At 65.2% G+C, this 20912-nt stretch carries 14 protein-coding genes and 1 tRNA gene; 9 read left to right on the top strand and 6 right to left on the bottom strand.

Going from position 1 to position 20912, the window contains the following annotated elements; all coding sequences use genetic code 11:
* Window positions 1-3 precede the first annotated feature (3 nt).
* Both Q0P60_RS01390 and Q0P60_RS01395 read left to right on the top strand, forming a co-directional pair.
* Window positions 4-1887: a peptidase M61 gene (locus Q0P60_RS01390; protein WP_294987484.1), complete on the top strand. Its 1884-nt coding sequence runs from the start codon at window positions 4-6 to the stop codon at window positions 1885-1887.
* A complete protein-coding gene (locus Q0P60_RS01395; RefSeq protein WP_294987486.1) occupies window positions 1884-2549 on the top strand; it encodes a lysoplasmalogenase in 666 nt (221 codons plus the stop codon). The genes Q0P60_RS01390 and Q0P60_RS01395 overlap by 4 nt, the downstream gene beginning before the upstream one ends.
* A 73-nt stretch (window positions 2550-2622) precedes the next feature.
* Here Q0P60_RS01395 and Q0P60_RS01400 read toward each other — a convergent pair whose 3' ends face one another.
* From Q0P60_RS01400 to Q0P60_RS01420, 5 genes are read right to left on the bottom strand one after another with little or no spacing between them, the layout of a single operon-like run.
* The gene (locus Q0P60_RS01400; RefSeq protein WP_294987488.1) at window positions 2623-3330 is read right to left on the bottom strand and encodes a hypothetical protein; all 708 of its coding nucleotides are present in this window, start codon (window positions 3328-3330) and stop codon (window positions 2623-2625) included.
* Window positions 3327-4283 (bottom strand): hypothetical protein, encoded by a 957-nt coding sequence (locus Q0P60_RS01405; RefSeq protein ID WP_294987490.1) that lies wholly within the window; start codon window positions 4281-4283, stop codon window positions 3327-3329. The genes Q0P60_RS01400 and Q0P60_RS01405 overlap by 4 nt, the downstream gene beginning before the upstream one ends.
* A gap of 47 nt (window positions 4284-4330) precedes the next feature.
* Window positions 4331-7120: a TonB-dependent receptor gene (locus Q0P60_RS01410; protein WP_294987492.1), complete on the bottom strand. Its 2790-nt coding sequence runs from the start codon at window positions 7118-7120 to the stop codon at window positions 4331-4333.
* Window positions 7121-7130: 10 nt separating this feature from the next.
* Window positions 7131-8099, bottom strand: coding sequence for a FecR domain-containing protein (locus tag Q0P60_RS01415; RefSeq protein WP_294987494.1), 969 nt, complete (start codon window positions 8097-8099; stop codon window positions 7131-7133).
* Window positions 8096-8623, bottom strand: coding sequence for an RNA polymerase sigma factor (locus Q0P60_RS01420; protein WP_294987496.1), 528 nt, complete (start codon window positions 8621-8623; stop codon window positions 8096-8098). The genes Q0P60_RS01415 and Q0P60_RS01420 overlap by 4 nt, the downstream gene beginning before the upstream one ends.
* 235 nt (window positions 8624-8858) lie before the next feature.
* On the opposite strand from Q0P60_RS01420, the gene Q0P60_RS01425 reads away from it, so the two are divergent.
* The 7 genes from Q0P60_RS01425 to Q0P60_RS01460 all read left to right on the top strand — a co-directional run bounded on the left by Q0P60_RS01425 (window position 8859) and on the right by Q0P60_RS01460 (window position 20422).
* Complete coding sequence (locus Q0P60_RS01425) at window positions 8859-11729, top strand: autotransporter outer membrane beta-barrel domain-containing protein (protein WP_294987498.1); 2871 nt, start codon at window positions 8859-8861, stop codon at window positions 11727-11729.
* Between the two features lie 101 nt (window positions 11730-11830).
* On the top strand, window positions 11831-12835 hold the full coding sequence (locus Q0P60_RS01430) for a 2-hydroxyacid dehydrogenase (RefSeq protein ID WP_294987500.1): 1005 nt from the start codon (window positions 11831-11833) through the stop codon (window positions 12833-12835).
* A gap of 50 nt (window positions 12836-12885) precedes the next feature.
* Window positions 12886-12961, top strand: a tRNA-Thr gene (locus tag Q0P60_RS01435).
* Window positions 12962-13329: 368 nt separating this feature from the next.
* Window positions 13330-16212 carry a wall associated protein gene (locus Q0P60_RS01440; protein WP_294987502.1) on the top strand — a complete coding sequence of 961 codons (2883 nt, stop codon included), beginning with the start codon at window positions 13330-13332 and terminating at the stop codon, window positions 16210-16212.
* Window positions 16213-16217: 5 nt separating this feature from the next.
* A complete protein-coding gene (locus tag Q0P60_RS20600) occupies window positions 16218-19241 on the top strand; it encodes an RHS repeat-associated core domain-containing protein (RefSeq protein WP_345780300.1) in 3024 nt (1007 codons plus the stop codon).
* A 4-nt stretch (window positions 19242-19245) separates the two neighbouring features.
* Window positions 19246-19641: a hypothetical protein gene (locus Q0P60_RS01455; RefSeq protein WP_294987504.1), complete on the top strand. Its 396-nt coding sequence runs from the start codon at window positions 19246-19248 to the stop codon at window positions 19639-19641.
* 433 nt (window positions 19642-20074) lie between these two features.
* Window positions 20075-20422 carry a hypothetical protein gene (locus Q0P60_RS01460; protein WP_294987506.1) on the top strand — a complete coding sequence of 116 codons (348 nt, stop codon included), beginning with the start codon at window positions 20075-20077 and terminating at the stop codon, window positions 20420-20422.
* Between the two features lie 163 nt (window positions 20423-20585).
* Here Q0P60_RS01460 and Q0P60_RS01465 read toward each other — a convergent pair whose 3' ends face one another.
* On the bottom strand, window positions 20586-20903 hold the full coding sequence (locus tag Q0P60_RS01465) for a hypothetical protein (protein WP_294987508.1): 318 nt from the start codon (window positions 20901-20903) through the stop codon (window positions 20586-20588).
* Between the last annotated feature and the right edge of the window lie 9 nt (window positions 20904-20912).

The raw sequence follows: 20912 nt of genomic DNA on the forward strand, positions 1-20912 counted from the left end.
CCGATGAAGACCCGAGCCCTGGTGATGTCCGTGCTGTTCGCGCTGGCGGCCACGCCTGCACTGGCGCAGACCTCGCCGCCGGCCACGGTTGCGGCTGCCGGCGTGCTGCGCATCGACGTGGATGCGCGTGACCTGGCCCGGCGCATCTTCAAGGTCACCGCCACGGTGCCGGCCAAGCCAGGCCCGATGACCCTGCTGTACCCGCAGTGGATTCCCGGCAATCACTCGCCGACCGGGCCGATCGACAAGCTGGCCGGCCTGCGCATCACCGCCAATGGCACGCCGCTGGCGTGGCAGCGCGACCAGTACAACGTCTATGCGTTCAAGGTGGTGGTGCCTGAAGGCGCAAGCGAGATCGTCGCCCATTTCAATTTCCTGTCTTCGCAGGGCGGGAGCCAGGGCCGGGTGGTGATGACCCCGGAGATGCTCAACCTGCAGTGGAACGCCAACTCGCTGTATCCGGCCGGAGTGGATGCGCGCCAGTTGCAGGCACAGGCCAGTGTGACCCTGCCCAAGGGCTGGTCGTTCGCCACCGCACTGGAGACTGCGCGCCGCGATGGCGACACCGTGGTGTTCAAGCCGATTGCATATGACCACCTGGTCGATTCACCGTTGTTCGCCGGCGAGCACTACCAGCGCATCGATCTCGATCCTGGCGCGAAGGTGCCGGTGCACCTCAATGTATTCGCCGACGAAGCGAAGTCGCTGAAGCCGAGCGAGAAGCAGATCGGCATGCACCGCGCGCTGGTGCAGCAGGCCGACAAGCTCTATGGCGCCCGCCACTACAATCACTACGAGTTCCTGCTGGCGTTGACCGATCGCCTCGGAGGCATCGGCCTGGAGCACCACCGCTCCAGCGAGAACAGTGCGGATCCGGGCTATTTCACCGAGTGGGACAGCAACGCGTGGATGCGTGACCTGCTGCCGCACGAGTACACCCATTCCTGGAACGGCAAGTACCGCCGCGGCGCGGATCTGGCCACCGCCAACTTCAACGTGCCGATGGGCGACAGCCTGCTGTGGGTGTACGAAGGGCAGACCCAGTTCTGGGGCCAGGTGCTGGCGGCGCGCTCGGGGCTGTGGTCGGTCGCGCAGGCGCGTGACATGCTGGCCAATGTTGCCGCCACCTATGATCGCGGCCGCCCGGGCCTGGCCTGGCGCCCGCTGCAGGACACCACCAACGACCCGACCATCGCCCAGCGCCGCACCCTGCCGTATCGCAACTACCAGATGAGCGAGGACTACTATTCCGGTGGCCAGATGCTATGGCTGGAAGTGGAGGGCAAGCTGCGTGAGCTGAGTGGCAATCGCCGCAGCCTGGACGACTTCGCGCGCGCGTTCTTTGGTGTCGGCAACGGTGACTGGGACGTCAACCCGTACACCTTCGACGACGTGGTGGCGACCTTGAACGGCATCGCGCCGTACGATTGGGCCCGCTTCCTGCGCGGTCGCCTGGACGGGCATGGTGCGTTGACCGGAGGCCTCGAACTGGCCGGCTGGAAACTGGTCTACCGTGATACCCCGAACGATGCCTACAAGGCGCAGGAGAAGCGCGCCAAGAGCGCTCTGCTTGCCTATTCGCTGGGCGCCACCGTGCTCGACAGCGGCACGGTCGGCGATGTGATCTGGGACAGCCCCGCCTTCAATGCCGGCCTGGCGCCGGGCATGAAGGTCATCGCCGTCGGTGGCCGCGAGTACAGCAGCCAGCGGCTGAAGGATGCGGTGGCGGCGGCCGCCACGGACAAGGCGCCGATCGTGTTGCTGGTCAAGCAGTTCGATCGCATCGAGAGCATGAACATCGATTACCACGGCGGGCTGCAGTATCCGGTGCTGGAACGCATCCCCGGCAGGCCCGACCGTCTGGCGGATCTGTGGAAGGCACGATGAAACCGCGCATCCGCGATGGTGTGATCGTGTTGATGGCGGTCCTCGCCATCCTCGGCGCCTACCTGCAGGGTGACGGCCGCTGGCTGCACTGGCTGGCCAAGCCCGCTGCCACGCTGTTGATCGCGGCTATTGCATGGCGGGTACGTGCTCCCGCACAGCCGTTCTACCGGCGCGCGGTGCTGGCCGGCATGCTGCTGTCATGCATGGGCGACATCGCGCTGATGCTGCCGCTGGATGCGTTCGTGCCCGGCCTGGTGGCCTTCCTGCTGGCGCATCTCTGCTACATCGCGGCCTTCCGCGACGGCCTGCGCGCGGGTCGTGGACTGTTCGCCGCCAGCGTGCTGCTGGGCGCATTCGCCGTGCTCAACGTGCTTGGCCTGTGGCCACACCTGCCGGCGCCGATGCGCATCCCGGTGCTGGCCTACGTGGTGGTACTGGCATCGATGGCGGTGCTGGCGCTCGCGCGGCAGTGGCGGCGGCCAGCGCCCACTGCGCTGGAAGCCGGCAGTGCACGCTGGGCCGCCGCAGGTGCGCTGCTGTTCGTGGCCAGCGATTCACTGCTGGCCTGGGACCGCTTTGGCGGCGGCCTGCCGCTGGCCAGCCTGCTGGTGCTGTCCACCTACTACAGCGCCCAGTACGCCATCGCCCGTTCGGTCAGATAGAAAAAGGGGACGGAGGGGATTAAGTCGTTTACCGCACGGTGCCATATGCGACTTAATCCCCTCCGTCCCCTTTTTATTGGGTGCTCACCTTGCGCAGGGTGCCCTGGGCGTCGAACTGCAGGCGCGCTGATTGACGGTCGCCTGCGACCTCGTCCGGCAGCCATGCCAGCTTGCCCGCCTTGCGTACGATCACGTAGATGTGGCCGACTTCCGACGCGGGATTCTGCAGCGCGTTGCGTTGCTCCTGCAGTGCCTGCGCCACGCGTGGTACCGCATCGAAATCGATGTTGGCCAGCGCCGTGCTGCTGCGCTGCAGACTGATGGTGGGCGCGAACCGTTGCGGGTTGACCGGATTGCCCTTGCGCCATTGGCCGCGTTCGAAGTGGTAGCTGTCGACATGGCCTGGCTGCTGCGGATCGACCAGGTCGAGGTTGATGCGGCCATCGTCGTAGAAGTGGATGCTGTGGAAGACGGTCAGCCGCTGCCCGGCCAGCGCCGGCAGCTGTTCCAGCGCCTGGCGCGCAGCCTGCAGGTAGTCCGCGTCGAACAGGCGGTTGTTGCGTTCGGGCATCGCGATGGGCTGTGGGTCCGGGAACGCTGCCAGCGAGGTGGGCTTCTCGCGCGATGGCGGTGCCGCGTCCGCTGCGGGTGACCGCTCCAGGGGCGGTGAATGACCCAGCGTTTCGCCGATCGTCTGCAGCGCGCCGCCCGCAGTGGCCGCGCCGGCCAGTACCAGCAGCACCAGCGAGAACACCCGCCGCGTCGAGGGGGGCCGCTTCATGCATCCTCCAGGCGCACGTGGCTGCGGTCATCCGGGTCATACAGCAGGGTCACCTGCTCGCGCGGGATGTTGGCCAGTTCGATCAGCGGGACGAAGCGACGCACGCGGGCCTGCCGGACAACGCCCTCGCGATCGATGTACTCCAGCTGGAATTCCACCTGCGGCTGTTCGTTGAGATAGGTGCCGGTCTGGCGCACATTCAGCACCTTCGCGTCCGCGCCGATGCCGCGGTACTTCAAGGCGTCGCCGCGGGCATCGGCCTGCAGCAGGCGGCCGAGCAGGCGCAGGCCCAACGCGTAGCCGCACAGCACCAGCGGGCAGACCAGCAAGGGGTGGCCAAAGGACAGGAAGGTCCAACCCAGGCCCTGGCTCTGCAACCGATAGGCGCATACGTACGCGGCAGCCACCGCCACGATGGCGATGACCGCGCCGATGCCGCGCCGCCACAGGCGGGCAACATCCAGCTCGGGCTCGGCGCCGTCGAGCACGATGTTGGGGTAGGCGCCGGGCGTGCGGCTCAGCCGTACATCGATCGCCCGGCCGGCGGCGAAGCGCTGCAGCTGCGGCTTGCTGTCGACCACCAGCAGTCGTTCGCTGATCGGCGTGCGCGACAGGTTCTGGAACGACAGCTGCAGCGTCCACTGCGCGAAACCGCGCACCTGCACGCCGGTCTGCTCGGCCTGCTCGATCAGCGCCGTACGCGGTTCGCCGGCGGCGAGGATCGATCGCGTTCGATGCAACGCGCGCGGCGGGCCCAGCAGCAGGTAGTGCAGGAACGCGAGCAGCAGGGCCAGCCACAGGACCAGCGACAACGCCAGCAGGAGCAACGCCAGCCACGGCGGGCTGCGGTCGGCCAGCGCTACCGGCCATGAGGTGCCGAGATAGAGGATGCAGGGGAAGGGCAACGCGAAGAACAGCAGGAACGCGCCCCAGAACCAGAGATAGGCCTTCATGGGGGGATGTCGCAGACCGGTGGAGCAGGTCGCGTAGCGTACTACGCTCAGCGGAATTGCAGGGTAAGCAGGTAGTAGCGGCCGAGTGGATCGTCCAGCCCGGGCATCTGCCCGCCATTGCCGACCAGGTAGTTCACCGGTTGCGCGTCCAGCAGGTTGTGCACATCCAGCGCCGCCACCAGGCGCGGGCCCAGCCGACGCGCGAGGTGCAGGTTCCAGCGCAGCTGGCGCGGATTCATGCAGTGGTTGCGTGCGATCTGGTCCGGCGGGCATTCGGCGCCGGGCAGCCATGCGCGCGTGCGGCCGACCAGGTTGCCGCGCAGGGCAACATCCCAGCTGCTGTTCTGCCATTGCACGTTCAACACGGCGGCCCTCTGCGGGGTCACATGCCCGCGCAGGTCGATGGCGGGTTCATGGTCGCGGCGGCGGCGCAGTTCCTGTTGTTCCAGTGCATCAAGCGAGAACATCCACTGGCCGTTGCTGCCGGTGTCGATGCGGTACTCGGCGCGCAGCACCCAGTTGCGCGAGGTGGTGCGGCCGATGTTGTCGAACGACAGGCGCAGGCTGCGCAGCTTGCCGTCCTCATCCAGCTGCCAGGTATCGCGGTTCCATACAGCATCACTGGCCTGCAACGCGAGGATCTCGTTGCGCAGCTCGACGATGTTGTGGGTCAGCGACAGCGAGAACGCATCGCTGGGCGACCAGGTGGCCGCCAGCGAATGGCTGCGCGAGCTTTCCGCCTTCAGCGTGGTGTTCTCTTCCACATCCGCAGTCACCCTGCAGCGCCCATCGGGCGCGCTTTCTGCGCAGGGCGGAAGCGCAGCCGAGGCGGGCAGGGTAAGGATGTCGAACTGGCCCGGAGGGCGCCGCTGCTCGAACAGGCTGGGCGCACGGTAACCACGGCCACTGGCCAGCAGGAACGACCACTGCGGGGTCGGCGTCCAGCGCAGGCCGGCACGCGGCGAGAACGCCGTATAGCCGCCATCGCGGTCCCAGCGTGCGGCCAGGTCCATGCGCAGTGCTGGCGTGAGCGGCAGACCGAGTTCGGCGTAGGCGCCACCACTCTGCCGCGACAGGCTGCGCTGCTGCTGCGGCAGCCCCAGCGCCAGGTCACCCTGGCTGAGCAGCGTGTCCGGGTGCGAGGTCCAGCGTTCATGGCGCAGGTCGAGACCGGTGGCCAGCTGTACCGGGCCGCCCGGCAGTGGCATCAGGGCGCGCTGCATGCCCCACCAGCCCTGCCATTGTTCGGTGAGTCCACGGTTGCGGATCGACGGGAACAATGACGCCGCGTCGTCCGCGGGCAGCACATCGAACCCGGGCAGGAACCTGAGTGACTGCGCGGCCTCGATCAGCGGTGTGGCGCGCACGGTGCCCGGCGTGGACAGGGTGACGTCGCTGCGCTGTGCGCTGAGACCAGCATCCCAGCTGCGACGGCCCTGGTCGCGGCCGATGCCGACGGTGATGTCGGCGTCGCTGGCGCGCACGCGTGGGCGGACGTTGCCGGCCTCGCGCAGCACGCTGTTGAAGGTGAAGCCGTACAGGCCGAGCGCCACCGCGGTCGGGCCGAGATCGAAGCGCTGCCGGTTGTGGCTGGCGCGCGCCTCCGCATAGGCGAAGCGGCCCTCGCCACGCTCATGCCGGTAGCGAAGGTAGGCCGATGCGGTATCCGAGGCGGGCTGCAGCGAGCGCGGGCGCGCGCTGTCGAACCAGCAGGCACCATTGCGGCGTTTCAGCGGTCCGTCGCAACGCCTGGCCGGCCAGTAATCGCCATCGCGGAAGGCGCCGATCAGGTACTGCGAGGTTTCCGCATGCCAGTCGCGGCTGTCGCCGGCCAGGTGTTCGATGCGATGCAGGTCGACACCCGCGAACCAGCGGTCGCCGTTACTACGCTGCCCGCCGGTCGCCGCCTGGAGCCGGTACTGGCCGGCGTCGCCGCGGCTGCTCAGGCCGGTCTGCAGCATCGCTTCCGGGCCATCGGCCTGGTCGCGCAGGATGATGTTGACCACGCCGGACATCGCATCGGCGCCGTAGATGGCCGAGGCGCCGCCACGCACCAGTTCGATGCGTTCGACGAAGCTCAGTGGAATGCCGCCGAGGTCGGTGAGGCCGCCCTGTTCCAGCGATACCATCGGGTAGCGCGGCAGGCGCCGGCCATTGACCAGGAACAGGGTGGCGCGTGGCCCCATGCCATCCAGGCTGGTGGTGGCCGCCGCACCGACCGGCAGGTACTGCGAATCGCCGCTGCGGGCCGTGCTCATCGCCGGCAGGCCGTTCATGCCGGGCAGGTGCCGCAGCAGGTCGAACAGGCTGCCGTAGCCGCTGCGCAGGATGTCGGCGCGATCGATCGTGGTGACCGGCAGCGTGGTCTGCACCGAGGTGCGTGGCAGGCGACTGCCGGTGACATGGATCGGCGCCAGTTCCACCTGTGGCGGCGGTTCGGCGGTGGTGCGCGCCGGTGCCGCCGCCGCAGCGGGCGGGGCGGCCGTGGCGGCGACGGTGGCGCGGATGCGGCGGATGACGAACCCGCCCGAAGGCGTCCGCAGGATGGTCACCGGCATGCCGGCCACAAGCTGCTTCAGTGCGCTGGCCGGATCGCTCGTGCCCTGTGCACCGTCGGTGTGCAGTCCTGACAGCTCGCGGGCGTCGAACAGCAGGGCGATGCCACTCTGCCGGGCCCATTGCTGCAATGCCGATGGCAAGGGGCCGGCATCGATGCGATAGGCATGCGTGGCGGTGGTTTCGGCGGCGCTGGCCGCCGTCACTGTGGCCAGCAGCAGGGCCAGGCACAGCAGGGGGCGGAGCAGCCCCCACTGCAGCGCGCCCGGTCCTGCCGTCACTGCGGGCCCCTCAGTACGTGCGGCGCAGTTCCAGCGCGCCATCCGGGCGCGTCTGGCCAGCGACGGACCAGCCAAGTTCCAGCGCGGACAGCAACTCCTGTGCGTCGCCTGCGCGGAACGTGCCACTGACCGCCAGATCGCTGATCTCCGGATCAACGATCACCAGCGGTGCGTGGCCATAGCGGTTCATGCGTTCGACCACGATCGACAACGGCGTGGCATCGAACACCAGCTGCCCGTGCAGCCAGCCCTCGGCCGCCGCAGTAGACGACAGCGCTGGGCCCGGCTGGATGCGCCCGGACGGCAGCACCTGCAGTTGCTGGCCCGGTGCCAGGGTGTGCTGGGCCGCGCCATTGCTGACCTCCACCGCGCCCTCCAGCAATGCGACTTCAACTCGGCCATCGTGCAGGCGCTCGACCTGGAAAGTGGTGCCGATATCACGGATCGTGCTGTTGCCGGCGCGCAGCTGCAGCGCCTTGCTGGACGCTGCAACCTGCAGCTGCAGGCGGCCACGTTCGAGATCCAGTTCGCGATGGCGCCAGCCAAACCGCGCATGCAGCGTGGTGCCGGCATCGAGCGTGGCCACGCTGCCGTCGGCCAGGGTCAGCCGCTGCGGCTGATGACTGTGGTTGGCATAGTGCTGTGGCGTGGGATTGCCATCCACGGCCAGCATCCAGCCCACGCCGATGGCCAGGCAGATGCCGGCCGCCGTCGCCAGGGCGGGCAGCCAGCGGCGGCGGGGCGGCCGCGCCGCACGGGCCGCCGCGGTACGCAGCCACGGATCCGCCGCCAGCCCCTGGCCCTGCTGGAACAGGTTCTCGGCCTGCACCCAGGCGTTGACATGGGCAGGGTCTTCGGCCAGCCAGTCCTCGAACGATTCGCGTTCGGCGGCGGTGCAGTCCGGGGCTTCCAGTCGCGCTACCCAGGTGCTGGCGCGTTCGAACAGCGAGGCGTCTTCCATGTGCCGGGGGCTGCTCATTCGGTATCCCTGTCGTTGTGCAGCGGATCCGGTCCCAACTCCTGGCGCAGGCCCTGCAGGGCGCGGGCGATATGTTTTTCCACGGTCTTGGCGGTGATTCCACAGTGCCGCGCGATCTGTGTATAGCTCATGCCGGTGATCCGGTTGAGCAGGTACACCTCGCGCGCGCGCTCGGGCAATTTGAAAAGGGCCTGCCGCAGCAGGGTCAGCATCTGCCCGGACTCGGCCTGGCGCAATGGATCCGGCGACGTGCTGGTGGGCTCGTCGCTGCCATCATGCTCGGCCAGTGACAGGTGGGGTCGCGACTGCGGCGAGCGGCCGCGATCCGCCAGGCGGTTGCGGGCGATACGATACAGCAGCAGGCGCAGTTCGTCGGCGCCGTGCGCGCGATAGCGGATCAGCCGCTCCATGCAGTCCTGCGCGATGTCCTCCGCATCCTCCGGCCCGACGCCCCGCGTGCGCAGGAACGCGCACAACGGTGCGCGTTCTTCGCGCACGAACGCGATGAAGGCGTCCGCAGGCACGGGCGGCTCCGGCACGTGATGGATCAGGGGGGACGGGGCGGACAGGGCTGGCCTCGGCGGACTTGGCGGATGCGTCATCGAGTTTTACGCGACGATGACCGGATGGGGAAGAGTGTGCGGTGTTCGCCCTCCCAGTGTGAATGCATTCATTTTTGCCGGGCGGGCGCGCTGGGGGAGATCGCGCTGTTGCGCCGTTTGGCTCCTTACCCGCGTGTTGCGGGTGGAGAGAGAACGTATGAAGCATTCGAAGTTGAGCCTGGCCCTGGCCGGGCTGATCGGCTTGGGCGCTGCCGCAGCGCCGCATGACGTCATGGCGATGAGTTATCACCTGCAGGGGGATCGCATCTTCCTGAGTGGCGCTGTGACCTATGCCGACGTGGTGTCCTTGCCGGCGTTGCTGGCCAAGGCACAGGCCGAGGGCCGGCCGATCCGCGAAGTGGTGCTGCGCACCTCCAACGGTGGCGCGTTGATCGCTGGTGAGTGGCTGCAAGGAGTGATCCGCACCTCCGGCCTCAACACCATCGTGTCCGGCCATTGCATTTCGTCCTGCTCGATCATGCAGTCCGGCGGCGTGGAGCGCTATCTGGCCGGCGATCTGCCGATCGTCGATTCGGTGCAGATCCATGCCGCCAGCAACAGTGGCAAGGTGATCTACACGCCGTCGCCGCGCATGACCCAGATCTATACCGGCAACTACGGTGGCGGCATGGACGCCGGGTTGCTGCACAAGGCCATGTATGAAGTCGTGCAGCCCAATGGCCTGCTGGTGTTCCGCGATCCTGCACGCACCACCGGTGCTTCGGTCAGCTTCGATCCGGATGGCAGCGGCAGCAAGCTGCAGTCGTTCCCGGGGCAGGACATCTACAACAACAGGATCATCACCGCGAGCGGCTACCGCGACCCGGGTGATACGTTGAACGTCACCGCCAACGTGAGCGGTGACATCAACCCCGGTTACCTGCGCACCGGGCGCCAGCTGCAGACCTTCGTCGACGATGATTTCGCGCGCTGGAACACCAGCGCATCGACCACCTACATCAACCTGGCGCAGCGCATCTACAATCTCTCGGGCAACGGCCCGCAGGGCATTGGTCCGGATTCGGTGCAGGACTATCTCAAGGACCCGGGCATCCAGGCCCTGCTGCTGTCCAAGCTGCGCCTGTCCGACCTGGATGTGTCCACACTGGACAACGCCATGGGCGTGATCCGCGTGAGCAACGGCGCAACCTGGCGCACCTCCGCCACCACCGGTGCCGATTTCATGCTGGTGGACAACGGCACCATTGCGCTGGAAGGCGGCGCGCTGCGTAGCTCGGAAGTGCGCGTGCTGGCTACGGCCACGCTGGTTGGCCATGGTGACGTGGCCGGTACCGCGATGGATCTCAGCGCACTGGCCAGCGGCACCCGGCCGTCGTGGCGCGAGGATGGCTTCAACCGCCTGCGCGTGTTCGGCACGCTGATGCCGCGCGGCGGCGATCTGGTGACCCATGGCTACGTCAACATCATGCCGGGCGGCAAGCTGCTGTTCGACGTGACCGAGAGCGGCGGGATCGCCGGCGGCCGCCTGCGCGTGGGCAGCTTCTTCGACAGCAAGCAGACCGACGGCGCATTGGTGATCTCCAAGGGCGCCTTGCTTGAACTGAATGTCGCACAGGGGTACTACGCGCAGGATTTCCGCCGTGACCTGGTGCAGGGCCCGATCTACCAGGGTGGTTTCGAACAGGCGGTGCGCCTGGGTGACACCGGCTACAGCGCGAGCATCACCGGCGGTGACGTGTTCCGTCCACGCCACAATTCGCTGCTGAGCTTCAACGTCAAGCAGACCGCGGACGGCGTGTGGCTGACCGCGAACCCCGGCTTCGACCAACTGGGACTGTTCGCCAACGGCAGTTCGGGTGATGGCCTCGGTCGCGCGCTGGCCAGCGCTTCCGGTCGCCAGGACAGCGGCCTGAAATCGCTGCTGGGCGCACTGCAGTTCGCCGACCGCGACGTGATCGCACAGCAGGCCGGTGCCCTGCGCGGTGACGCGCACGCCAGCCTGCGCCTGGCCGACAACGCCCTGGTCGGCAGCATCGGCAACGTGGTGCAGCAGCACCAGGCCGCCCTGCGCAGTGGTGGAGATGCCGATGGCCTGGCCTCGCAGGCCGCGCAGTCGGTGTCGGTGCAGCCGGGCATGCGCCACGGCAGCCTGTTCAACCAGCTGGCCCTGCATCTGGTCGAGCCGGCGGGCGCTGGTGCTGGCAGCGGTGACGCTGGACGCAACCGTGGCCTGTGGGCGCGTGGCTTTGCCAGCCACGGTCGCATCGAAGCCGACGACGGCGTCGCCGGCCTGAGCCATACCGTGGGCGGCATCGTGATCGGTGCCGATACCCGCGTGGCGGATGACCGCGTCACCCTCGGCGTGAGCGTGGCGGCGGCCGACATGTCGAGCAAAGCCAGCGACGGTTCCGACTTCAGCGGCGACGTGCGCGCGCTGGACGTTGGCGGCTACCTGGACGCGACCTATTCGCGTGGCTACCTGTCGGCTGCGGTGCGCTATACCGACCTGCGCCATGACACCCGCCGCAGCATCAGCGGCATCGAGGGCCTGCAGCAGCCGTTGCGCGCCAGGTACAGCAATGATGCGATCTCCGCACGGGTCGAGCACGCGTTTTCGTTCACCACTGGCAAGGGCCTGGTGATCCAGCCGCTGCTGCCGGTGGTGGACTATGCACGTACCTCGGCCACCCGCTTCAACGAAGGGCAGGGCGCCGGGGCACTGGTGGGCCGCAGCGGAAACCTGGAAAGCATCCGCGTCGGTGCGGGCCTGCAGCTGTTCAGGACCTTCGAGGGCAACAACGGCGAGCGCATCACCCCGCGCGCGCGCGTGGTCTGGCAGAAGGAGCTGGGCGATTCGCAGGCCCGCTACAGCACCGGTTTTGCCGCCGCCCCGGACCTGGTGTTCGGCGCCAGCAGCCAGGCCGTCGGTGAGCAGGTGCTGGCCTGGAGCCTGGGCGTGACCAGCCGTGCCAGCGAGCGCCTGTCGATCATGGCCGACTATGTGGGCGAGCGCCGCGACGGGCAGATCCAGAATGGCGTGATGCTGGGCCTGGGCTACCGGTTCTAAGTGAGTGGCAGAGGGCAGCGGCGATGCCTGCATCGCCGCTGCCATCCCCACCGGTGCGTGGCTGCGGTATGGTCGGCATGGCATTCCATCCAGGCTCTTCCATGCAGATCGCCGTCTTCAGCGCCCGTCCCTACGACCGCCGTTTCCTCGAGGAAGCCAACCAGCGCGATGCCGCCGCCCAGGGCTTTGCGTTCGTCTACTTCGATGCCGCGCTGGATGTGCACACGGCCGCGCTGGCGCAGGACTGCGCCGCCGTCTGCGTATTCGTCAACGACCGGCTCGATGCACCGGTGCTGCAGGCGCTGCATGCGCTTGGCGTGCGCGCCGTGCTGCTGCGCTGCGCCGGCTTCAACAACGTCGACCGGGTGGCGGCGAAGGCGCTGGGCCTGTTCGTCGCCCGCGTTCCGGCCTATTCACCGGAAGCCGTGGCCGAGCATGCGCTGGCGCTGGTGATGACACTCAACCGGCAGACCCATCGCGCCTACAACCGCGTGCGCGAAGGCAACTTCACGCTGGATGGCCTGCTCGGCCGGACCCTGCATGGGCGCACGGTCGGCATCGTCGGCACCGGCAAGATCGGCCTGGCCACCGCCCGCATCTTCAAGGGCATGGGCTGCACCGTGCTGGGGCATGACCCGTATCCCTCGGCTGCGTTTGCGCAGGTGGGTGAGGCGGCCGCGCTGGACGAACTGCTGGCGCGTGCCGACATCGTTTCGCTGCATTGCCCGCTGACGCCCGAAACCCAGCACCTGATCAACGACGCCTCACTGGCGCGGATGAAGCCGGGCGCGATGCTGGTCAATACCTCGCGTGGTGCGCTGGTCGATACCCATGCCGTGATCCGCGCGCTGAAGTCGCGCCGGCTCGGCCATCTGGCCATCGACGTCTACGAGCAGGAGAGCGCGCTGTTCTTCCAGGACCTGTCCGGCGAGATCATCGACGACGAGGCCTTCCAGCGCCTGATGACCTTCCCCAACGTGCTGGTGACCGGCCACCAGGGCTTCTTCACGGTGGAGGCGCTGCAGGAGATCTCGGCGATCACGCTGGGCAACCTGCAGGACTTCGCCGCCGGCCGGCCCTGCGCCAACCAGGTACAGGCGGGCTGAGCCGGGTGGATTGACCGCCGGGGCGCCCAGCCCGTAAAATCGCGGGCTCCGCCGGAATAGCTCAGTTGGTAGAGCGGCGCATTCGTAATGCGTAGGTCGCAGGTTCGACTCCTGTTTCCGGCACCAGTTGTAGAAAAGCCCCGGCCCTGGTCGGGGCTTTTTTGTTTCCGTAGCCCGCCCACCGGTAGTGCCGGTCGCTGGCCGGCGGCGCAGAGGGGTTGGGCGCGAAGCCGGGCAACGACACTGCCCTGTGCTCGCAGGCGCGAACTCAACGCCGGCGTCATTCCCGCCAGCGGCATATTCCAAACGCGTTCATGGTTGGTATAGGCTGTAGCCGTTGCCCTTGGGTGCGATATGCAATGTATCGAAGCAGGCGGGCAACGCGGTAGGGGAATACCGGGCTGGGTCAGAACAAGTTCGTGCAACAGGCGGGTTCTGCCTGGCGGCTTGTCGCGCCCATTGAAAATCAACTGCAGCAGCAATGGAACCGCGCAGTGCAGAATTCCAAGGATCAGCAGTGGACGCGTTGGACAGCCGCAGGTCGAACCGGAGTAGTCGCAGCGCTGCTGTTGCCGGTCATGGCGACCACGGCAGGCGCGCAGAACACAACCGGGAACTTCGTGTGGGAAGAGTTTCCCGACCGCATCGCCAAGGCAGAGAAGGTTTCTGCACTGGGCCCGGACCTGTTTGGTGACAAGGTCGGCTTGGCCAATGGCGAGCTCGGCTTCGAGATCACCGACGTGGACCTTCCGGGCAACAATGCGCTGGAAGTGAAGCTGACGCGGACGTACGACGTTGTCAGCCGCAAAGTCTACTTTCCCGAAGCAATGCTGGCGGACTGGCAGATCAAGGTTCCCAACATCAATGGCAGCTACGCTCCCGATTGGGGCGCCGGAACCGATGCCGGTTCGCCAGGACGCTGCTCATCGAGCTGGTTGCCACCCGAAGCCACGCATTTCAGTACCCGCGATTTCTGGCGAGGCCTCTCGGTTGAGATTCCGGGAGGTGGTGGAGAACTCCTGCGCACTGCTGCTGGCGTGAGCCAGCCCCAGGATGGTTCGACATACCCTTGGACAACCTCCGGCCAGATATTCTTCTCCTGCCTGCCGACCATACAGAACGCAGGTGGGGAAGGATTCCTCGCGATCACGCCCGACGGGACCCGCTACTGGTTCGATTGGTTGGCGCAGACCTTCGAGCCGACGCTCAAGAAGTACCAGTATTTCTATGACGACGGGTCGTTGCCCAAGCCCCAGCCTTGGCGATTCCTGCAGCGTCGCAAGAACATGCTGCTTGCGACCAGGGTGCAGGACAGATTCGGCAATACCGTTCAGTACACCTACGCCAATGCCTGGAACGAGGCACCCAGGCTGACGGCCATTACCGCCAGCGATGGTCGTCAGATTACGCTTTCCTATCAGGGCAACAACGTCAGCAGCGTCAGTGACGGTTCGCGACAGTGGCAGTACCAGTACAACAGCACACCGTCACGCCGGGGTCTCTCCGCCGTTCTTCTCCCGGACGGAAGCCAGTGGTCGATCAGCTTCGAAGACTTCACCCGCGCAGCACTGCGGTATGCCGAGGTGATGTCGCCCGAGCCCGGGGAAATGTTCCGGAACTGCATCGAGAACGAGATCCCCATTGCATATCCTGCGGAATTCATTACAGGCAGGATGGTGCATCCCTCTGGCGCCAGCGGACAGTTCACGGTCACGTCGCTGGAGCATGGCCGTAGCCATGTGCCGCTCAATTGCCGCGGTGTCGATTATGTCCCGGGCTTCGGCAACAACCCCAATGACGACATCAATACCTACGCGATCTCCGGCTTCAGTTTCACGTTGACCGAGAAGGCCATCAGCGGCCCGGGGCTCCCTGTGCTGCGTTGGACGTACGACTACACCCCGAACATCAGCATCTACCGATACCCGGGGCAACCGGCTGGAAATCAGGTGTGCCCATATGGGAGTGCCACCGCCTGTGCCGCGCCGCCGTGTACCAGCGAGGATTGCGCGCAATCCAGTATCACGACCGTGAGCGGACCCGGGGGAGAATGGATCCGCTATCGACATGGCAATACCTACCGTTACAACGAAGGCAAGCTGCTCTCGGTGGAGGTGGGTACCGGCCCGTCCGATATCAAACGTGCGACAACCTACCGGTACGACCTGCTTTCCACTGGCCAGAACTATCCGGCGCGATATGGAACCAGCGTGCAGTTCTCTGGGGAGGGCTGGGCCGGCGAATACCATCGCCCGCAGTTGGAGACGCACATCGCACAGCAGGGCGCGATCTTCTCGACGGTTCTCAGTGAGCTTGACTACTTTGCGCGTCCGCACCGCGTCGCGAAATTCAGCACGCTTGGCTTCGGCAGGACCGAAGGCCACAACTATCATGACAACCCCGCGCGCTGGGTCATGGGGCAGCGGGAAAGCGTCACCTGCCTCGCACCAGCCAGTTGTGCAGGGCAGGTCATGTCCCAGGTCACATTTGATGCCAGCACCGCCGTGCCCGTTCAGTTCCGGGAGTTCGGGGCACTTCGGCAGACCTTGACGTATCACCCCAATGGCAGCATCGCCACGGTCGCCGATGGCCGCAATGGCCAAGGCGTTGATACCCGCATGTCACTGCTTGACTGGAAGCGCGGCATTCCCCAGTCCGTCCACTACGGTGACGGTGCGGTGGAGGTGGCTACAGTCAATGATCAGGGCTGGATCGTGCAGCATGCCGATGCCAACGGCTATGCGCGGAACTACGCCTATGATCCCCTTGGTCGCCTGAAACGAACGGAGCTGCCGACAGGGGACAGCGTGGCATGGAATCCGACGTCCTCGGTGTTCGAAGCCATTCCGTACCCGGAGTATGGCCTGCCTGCGGGACACTGGCGTACCACAAGCCAAACCGGAAACCAGCGTCGCCAGGTCTTCCACGATGCCCTGTGGCGGCCGGTGGTGACGATCGAAGAGGACATCGGCAACCCCCAGGCGACTCAGCGCTGGGTGGCAACCCGCTATGACGAGATGGGGCGGACATCGTTCACCTCTTACCCGCGGAATACCTATCTGGAAGGCGGGGCGGACTACGCCGATGCCGGTCTGCAGGGCGTCCATACCACCTACGACCTGCTTGGACGTCCGCTTGCGGTAAGGCAGGACTCGGAACTCGGGGTGTTGAGCACCTACAACGAGTACCTCGCAGGCTTCCAGACCCGAGTGACCTCACCGAAGGGCCAGAAGACCCTGTTCCGCTACATGGCGATGGAGCAACCCGAAGCCGATCTGCCGGTCCATGTTGAGGAGCCGGGTGGCGTGATCACGACCATCGAGAGGGATGTCTACGGCAAACCGATGGAAATTTCGCGCAGCGGAGGTGTCCAATGAGGCACATGTGGATGCTGAGAGGGTGGCACACCACCTGGTTCTCCCTCCTCCTTGCACTGTCAGCGATGCTGCTGGTGGTCGGGGACGTCGGCGCGCAGGCTTCATTGCGCCTGACTTCACCCGGTGGAACCACTTTCACCGCACCGTCTGGCTTTGATCTCAAGCTCGAAGCCAGAAGCGGTGGCAATGGAAAGACCATGGAGGTGGTGGAGTTCTACTGGCTCAAGCGCAATGGCGTTCGTATCGATTTCGAGGAAGCGCTGCCTACGCAGATTTACTCCGAGGGCGAGTTGCCTGCCGGCGTGTACAAGTACACCTTCGAAGGTCGTGCCATGTATCACGATCCGCTCAACGGCAATGAGCGCTACAAGGCGATTACTCCGATTCCAACATTGACCATCACGGTCGTTGCGGGAAATGGCGGTATCAGTACGTCCTCTGGAACCTGCACCATTCCGTGGGGGCAGGCCAGCTGCCCGGTGACGATCACCTGGAACTCCAATGCCCCGGCCGCGCGCGTGCTGATGTCCGCGCTGGACAACAGTGGCATGCAGGTGATCGGCCAGGGGCAGTCCGGAACCGTCACAGGATGGGTCACTGCGGCGGGGCAGCGGTTCCATCTGAAGAACGGCTCGGCGACGTTCGGGACGACCGAAGCTCGGGGGGTTCCGACCATCAATCTGCCTCCGGTGGTGAGCGTGGCCTCGCCTGTCGCTGGCGCGATGTTTCCGGCTGGGGCGAGTGTCCCCATCAGTGTGTCCGCCAGCGACAGCGATGATGGCATAAGCCGGGTCGAGCTCAAGGTGGACGGCAACACCATTGCGACACTGCAATCGCCACCGTACGCGACCCGTATTGCCACCCTGGCGCCTGGGGCACACAGCGTGGTGGCAGTTGCGACTGATACGCGTGGTACTTCCACCAGTTCAGCGCCCGTCAGTTTCATTGTATCCACGGTGCCTGGCGTGACGCTGACGCGCCGCTATGTCTACGACGGCCAGCAGCGCCTGTGCAAGATCATCGAGCCTGAAACCGGATCAACGGTGATGGGCTACGACGCCGCAGGCAATCTGTCATGGAGTGCGGCTGGCCTCGATCTGCCCAATGCCACGAACTGCGATCTGGCGGCTGCCGAAGCCAGTGGTCGTGTTGTGCGTCGCAGCTACGACGCACGCAATCGACTGGCCACGCTGCGTTTCCCGGATCGCAATGGTGATGTTGACTACAGCTATGCGCCCGATGGATTGATCCTGCAGGCGATCGCCTATAACGATGGCGGCAATGCCACGGCGACCACCCAGTACCAGTACAACAAGCGACGCCTGCTGGTAAGTGAGACCCTTGTGCAGTCCGGCGCGGTGCCCAGGAGCCTGGGGTACATCTACAGCGCCAACGGTCATCTCGCGGGCCATGCCTACCCGGGCGGTCGCCAGGTCGACTATGCGCCGAATGCCATGGGGCAAGCGACGCGCGTTGGTGACTATGCAACGAGCGTCAGCTATTACCCCAACGGCGGAATCAAGCAGTTCACGTATGGGAATGGGGTGGTTCACACGACCACCCAGAACGCACGACGCCTTCCCGCGCGCATTGCGGACAGCAACCTCATTGCCCTGGAAACGTCGTTTGATCCCAATGGCAACGTCACTGCCATCGCAGATCTGCAGCTGGGTGCCAACTACAGTCGCCAGATGCAGTACGACGATCGCGACCGGCTGATTGCAGCGGGCAGTCCGATATTCGGCGGTGAGGGTTGGCACCGCTTCCGGTATGACGCCCTGGACAATATCCGCAGCTGGTCGCTTGATGGGATAAAGGCCGATCAATACTGGTATGACGACCGCAATCGACTGACCAATATCCGCAACGACAGCGGCGCAACGACGGTTGGGTTGGCCTACGACGTGCAGGGGAATCTGGCGAACAAGAACGGCCAGGCCTATCGGTTTGATTACGGCAATCGCCTGCGGGAAGCCGTGGGCAAGGCCAGCTATCGATATGACGCAAATGGGTTGCGCGTCCTTGCCGCCAAGAATGACGGCTCGGTAGAAGAGTCCTTCTACCGGCGTGGTGGACCGCTTGCCTACCAGTTCAACCGCACTTCCGGGCTGCAGACTGAAACCCTGTACCTGGAAAGCAGGGCTGTTGCGCAGTTGGAAACGGCGTCAGGTACCACCACCGTCAGGTATCTGCACACCGATGCACTGGGCAGTCCGGTTGCCAGCAGCGGCAGCGCCGGGCAACTGCTGGAGCGGACGCACTACGAGCCCTACGGCAAGCCGATCAATCGAACGGTGGATGGTGTCGGCTACACCGGGCACAAGATGGACGGTGATACCGGGCTGAGCTACATGCAGCAGCGGTACATGGATCCGCAGCTGGGTGTGTTTCTGTCGGTGGATCCGGTGACGGCGTATGAGCAGCCTATAGGGCAGTTCAATCGCTACCGGTATGCGAACGGGAATCCTTACAAGTTCACGGATCCGGATGGGCGAGAGAGTGGTGCAGCCTACTCGGCAATGTACCGGGCCGAGCTGAAGTATGGGATGAAGACCAGTGGCACAGCTCTTACTGAGAAGCAAGTGGGAGTGATGGTTGACTTTATGCCGATATTTGGCGATGCGAAGGGTTTTGTTGATGCCTATAATAATCCCTCGCTTGTCAGTATCGGGGCCGCTACGTTGGGCGTGGCCGGTCCGCTTGGTGATGGCGCCGCAAAGCTGATAAAAGGAGTTGACCGAGCTGCAAGTGGCGTGAACCTGAGTAAAAAGCTTGGTAGCGAGCAGCAGCTTGGCGAGCTGATGTCAGGGAAGGGGGAGGTCATCGCTGGCGGGCAGAGTGGAGTTCTTCTGCGGGATTCGCCCCGCCTCAGTGCTGTTCATGGAGGAGATGCCTCTGATTGGGTCAAGGTATCAAGCTCGTCGCACAAGGCGCCAGATGGGCAGCAGTTCTCTACCCATGCATATCAGAATCAGGCGACCGGACAAGTCGTTGAGCCAAAAACAAAGTTGATTGAAGAAGGGAAATAGACTGATGCGAGTAAGAGTCGTCAGCGACTGGGTTGCTATTCTTGCCGGCCTTGGCGCGGAAGGAAGGGTGAAGTTGACGCTGTTCCTGGGTGCTGGGAATGAGTACACGGTCTACGGACTTAGTCTCCATAGGGAGTCGAGCATTTACAGGGGCGGGACGCTCGTCTGTAAGGTGGTCGATGACTATGGGAATCTAATTTCTGCACCAATCGACATATTTGATGTTGTTGATGGAGCTATGCCGAAAGAATGGCGCATCGAGAAGCGGTTCGATGGGGTATTCATGTGGCCCGATTTATTTCATAGGGAATTCTTCTTTGACGACCTGTCGGAGGGTGTTCCGGAGTGTGTGGCCGAATTTAGGAGTCTTAAATCTAAAATGGAGGGGGTGGTTGGATGAGATTTGTCGTGGCGGAACTAAGGTAGCTCGGAAGTATATTCGGGAATCTACACTGTTTCGATGATGGGGGATTTAGATCCGGGTGCGTAACTGGCACTGAGTCGATAAGGTTGAATCCATCCCTGGGAGCCAGGGCTGGCTCCACGAGCGAGGTGCAGTCTTCTGCTGTCAATGACGCTAAAGGATCCGTGCCGGGATGATTCGGGTATGGGTGCAGTAGAACGTGGTCGCGGACTGAGGGCGGGTCGCAAGTCGGCCATGAATCGGATGGTGGAAGGAAGTGGCTTCCGCATTACCAGACAGAGGGCGTGAGAGGACATGCTTTCTGGGGCAAGGTTAGTGTAGGCACGCTTGCTATGGCCGGTATGCTTGAACAAGTCGCTGATGCTGCGGAGTGCATTCCTGACGCGACTCCCAGGCCGGCCGATAGCCCGTGCCGTCCGAGCGCGTGTTCGCCTTCAATGGCGCGGGTGACAGCAGCACCGGCCAGGTGGTCGTGACACGTGACATCGGTGCAGTCGGCGGGGCGTGTCCGTTGGCACTGTATATCGACGGTACGTTGGCAGCCCATCTGCGAAGGGGCGAGACGGTGACCTTGTCCGTTCCCGCCGGGAATCGGATTGTCAGTGCGACCTTTGCCGGCAAGGGGGGCTGTTCCTGGGGCGATGAATCCGGGCACCGGCGCGAAATTTCGCAGGTGGTTACAGCGGGTGGCCAGACCCGTATCCGCCTGGCGCTGGCCCATGACGGTGTCATCCAGGTCAGCCCGACTGCATTCTAGGTGTTATGGGCGGGATGCCCGCTGCGCAGGTGCCAGGTCTGACGGCTTTCCCCGATGCCCGCTGCAATGCAACGCCCCGGCCTGGGGCGGGGCCTTCCGTTTCCACATCGGGGTAATCGCAGGTCTACGGCCTCGCTGATGGCAGCGATTCCTCCGCCCGGCCTCATCGCGTGCTGCGTGACCAGCGTGCGAGCTGCCGCAGATAGCCTCCGGCCGCACCGGCCAGTCCGCCCGCAAGCAGCCGCCCCAGGATCCGCGCCGTCTGCCTTCCGCGCTCCCGGAGCCAGGGCAGCAGGGCCACCAGCTGGGCGCCCAGCAGCAGCGCCAGCACATCCAGGCCCAGCGCATCGACCATCGTCAGCAATGGCACCATCTCCGGATTGCAGGCCAGCACGATCACCAGCAGGGTGCCGAGCAGCGCCAGCACGCGGCGCCCGGCGGGCAGGGTGGTCCAGTGCAGCAGTCGGTTGACCAGGCGCATGCTGTTCCT

The sequence above is a fragment of the uncultured Stenotrophomonas sp. genome, from assembly GCF_945952405.1.
Classification (GTDB): domain Bacteria; phylum Pseudomonadota; class Gammaproteobacteria; order Xanthomonadales; family Xanthomonadaceae; genus Stenotrophomonas.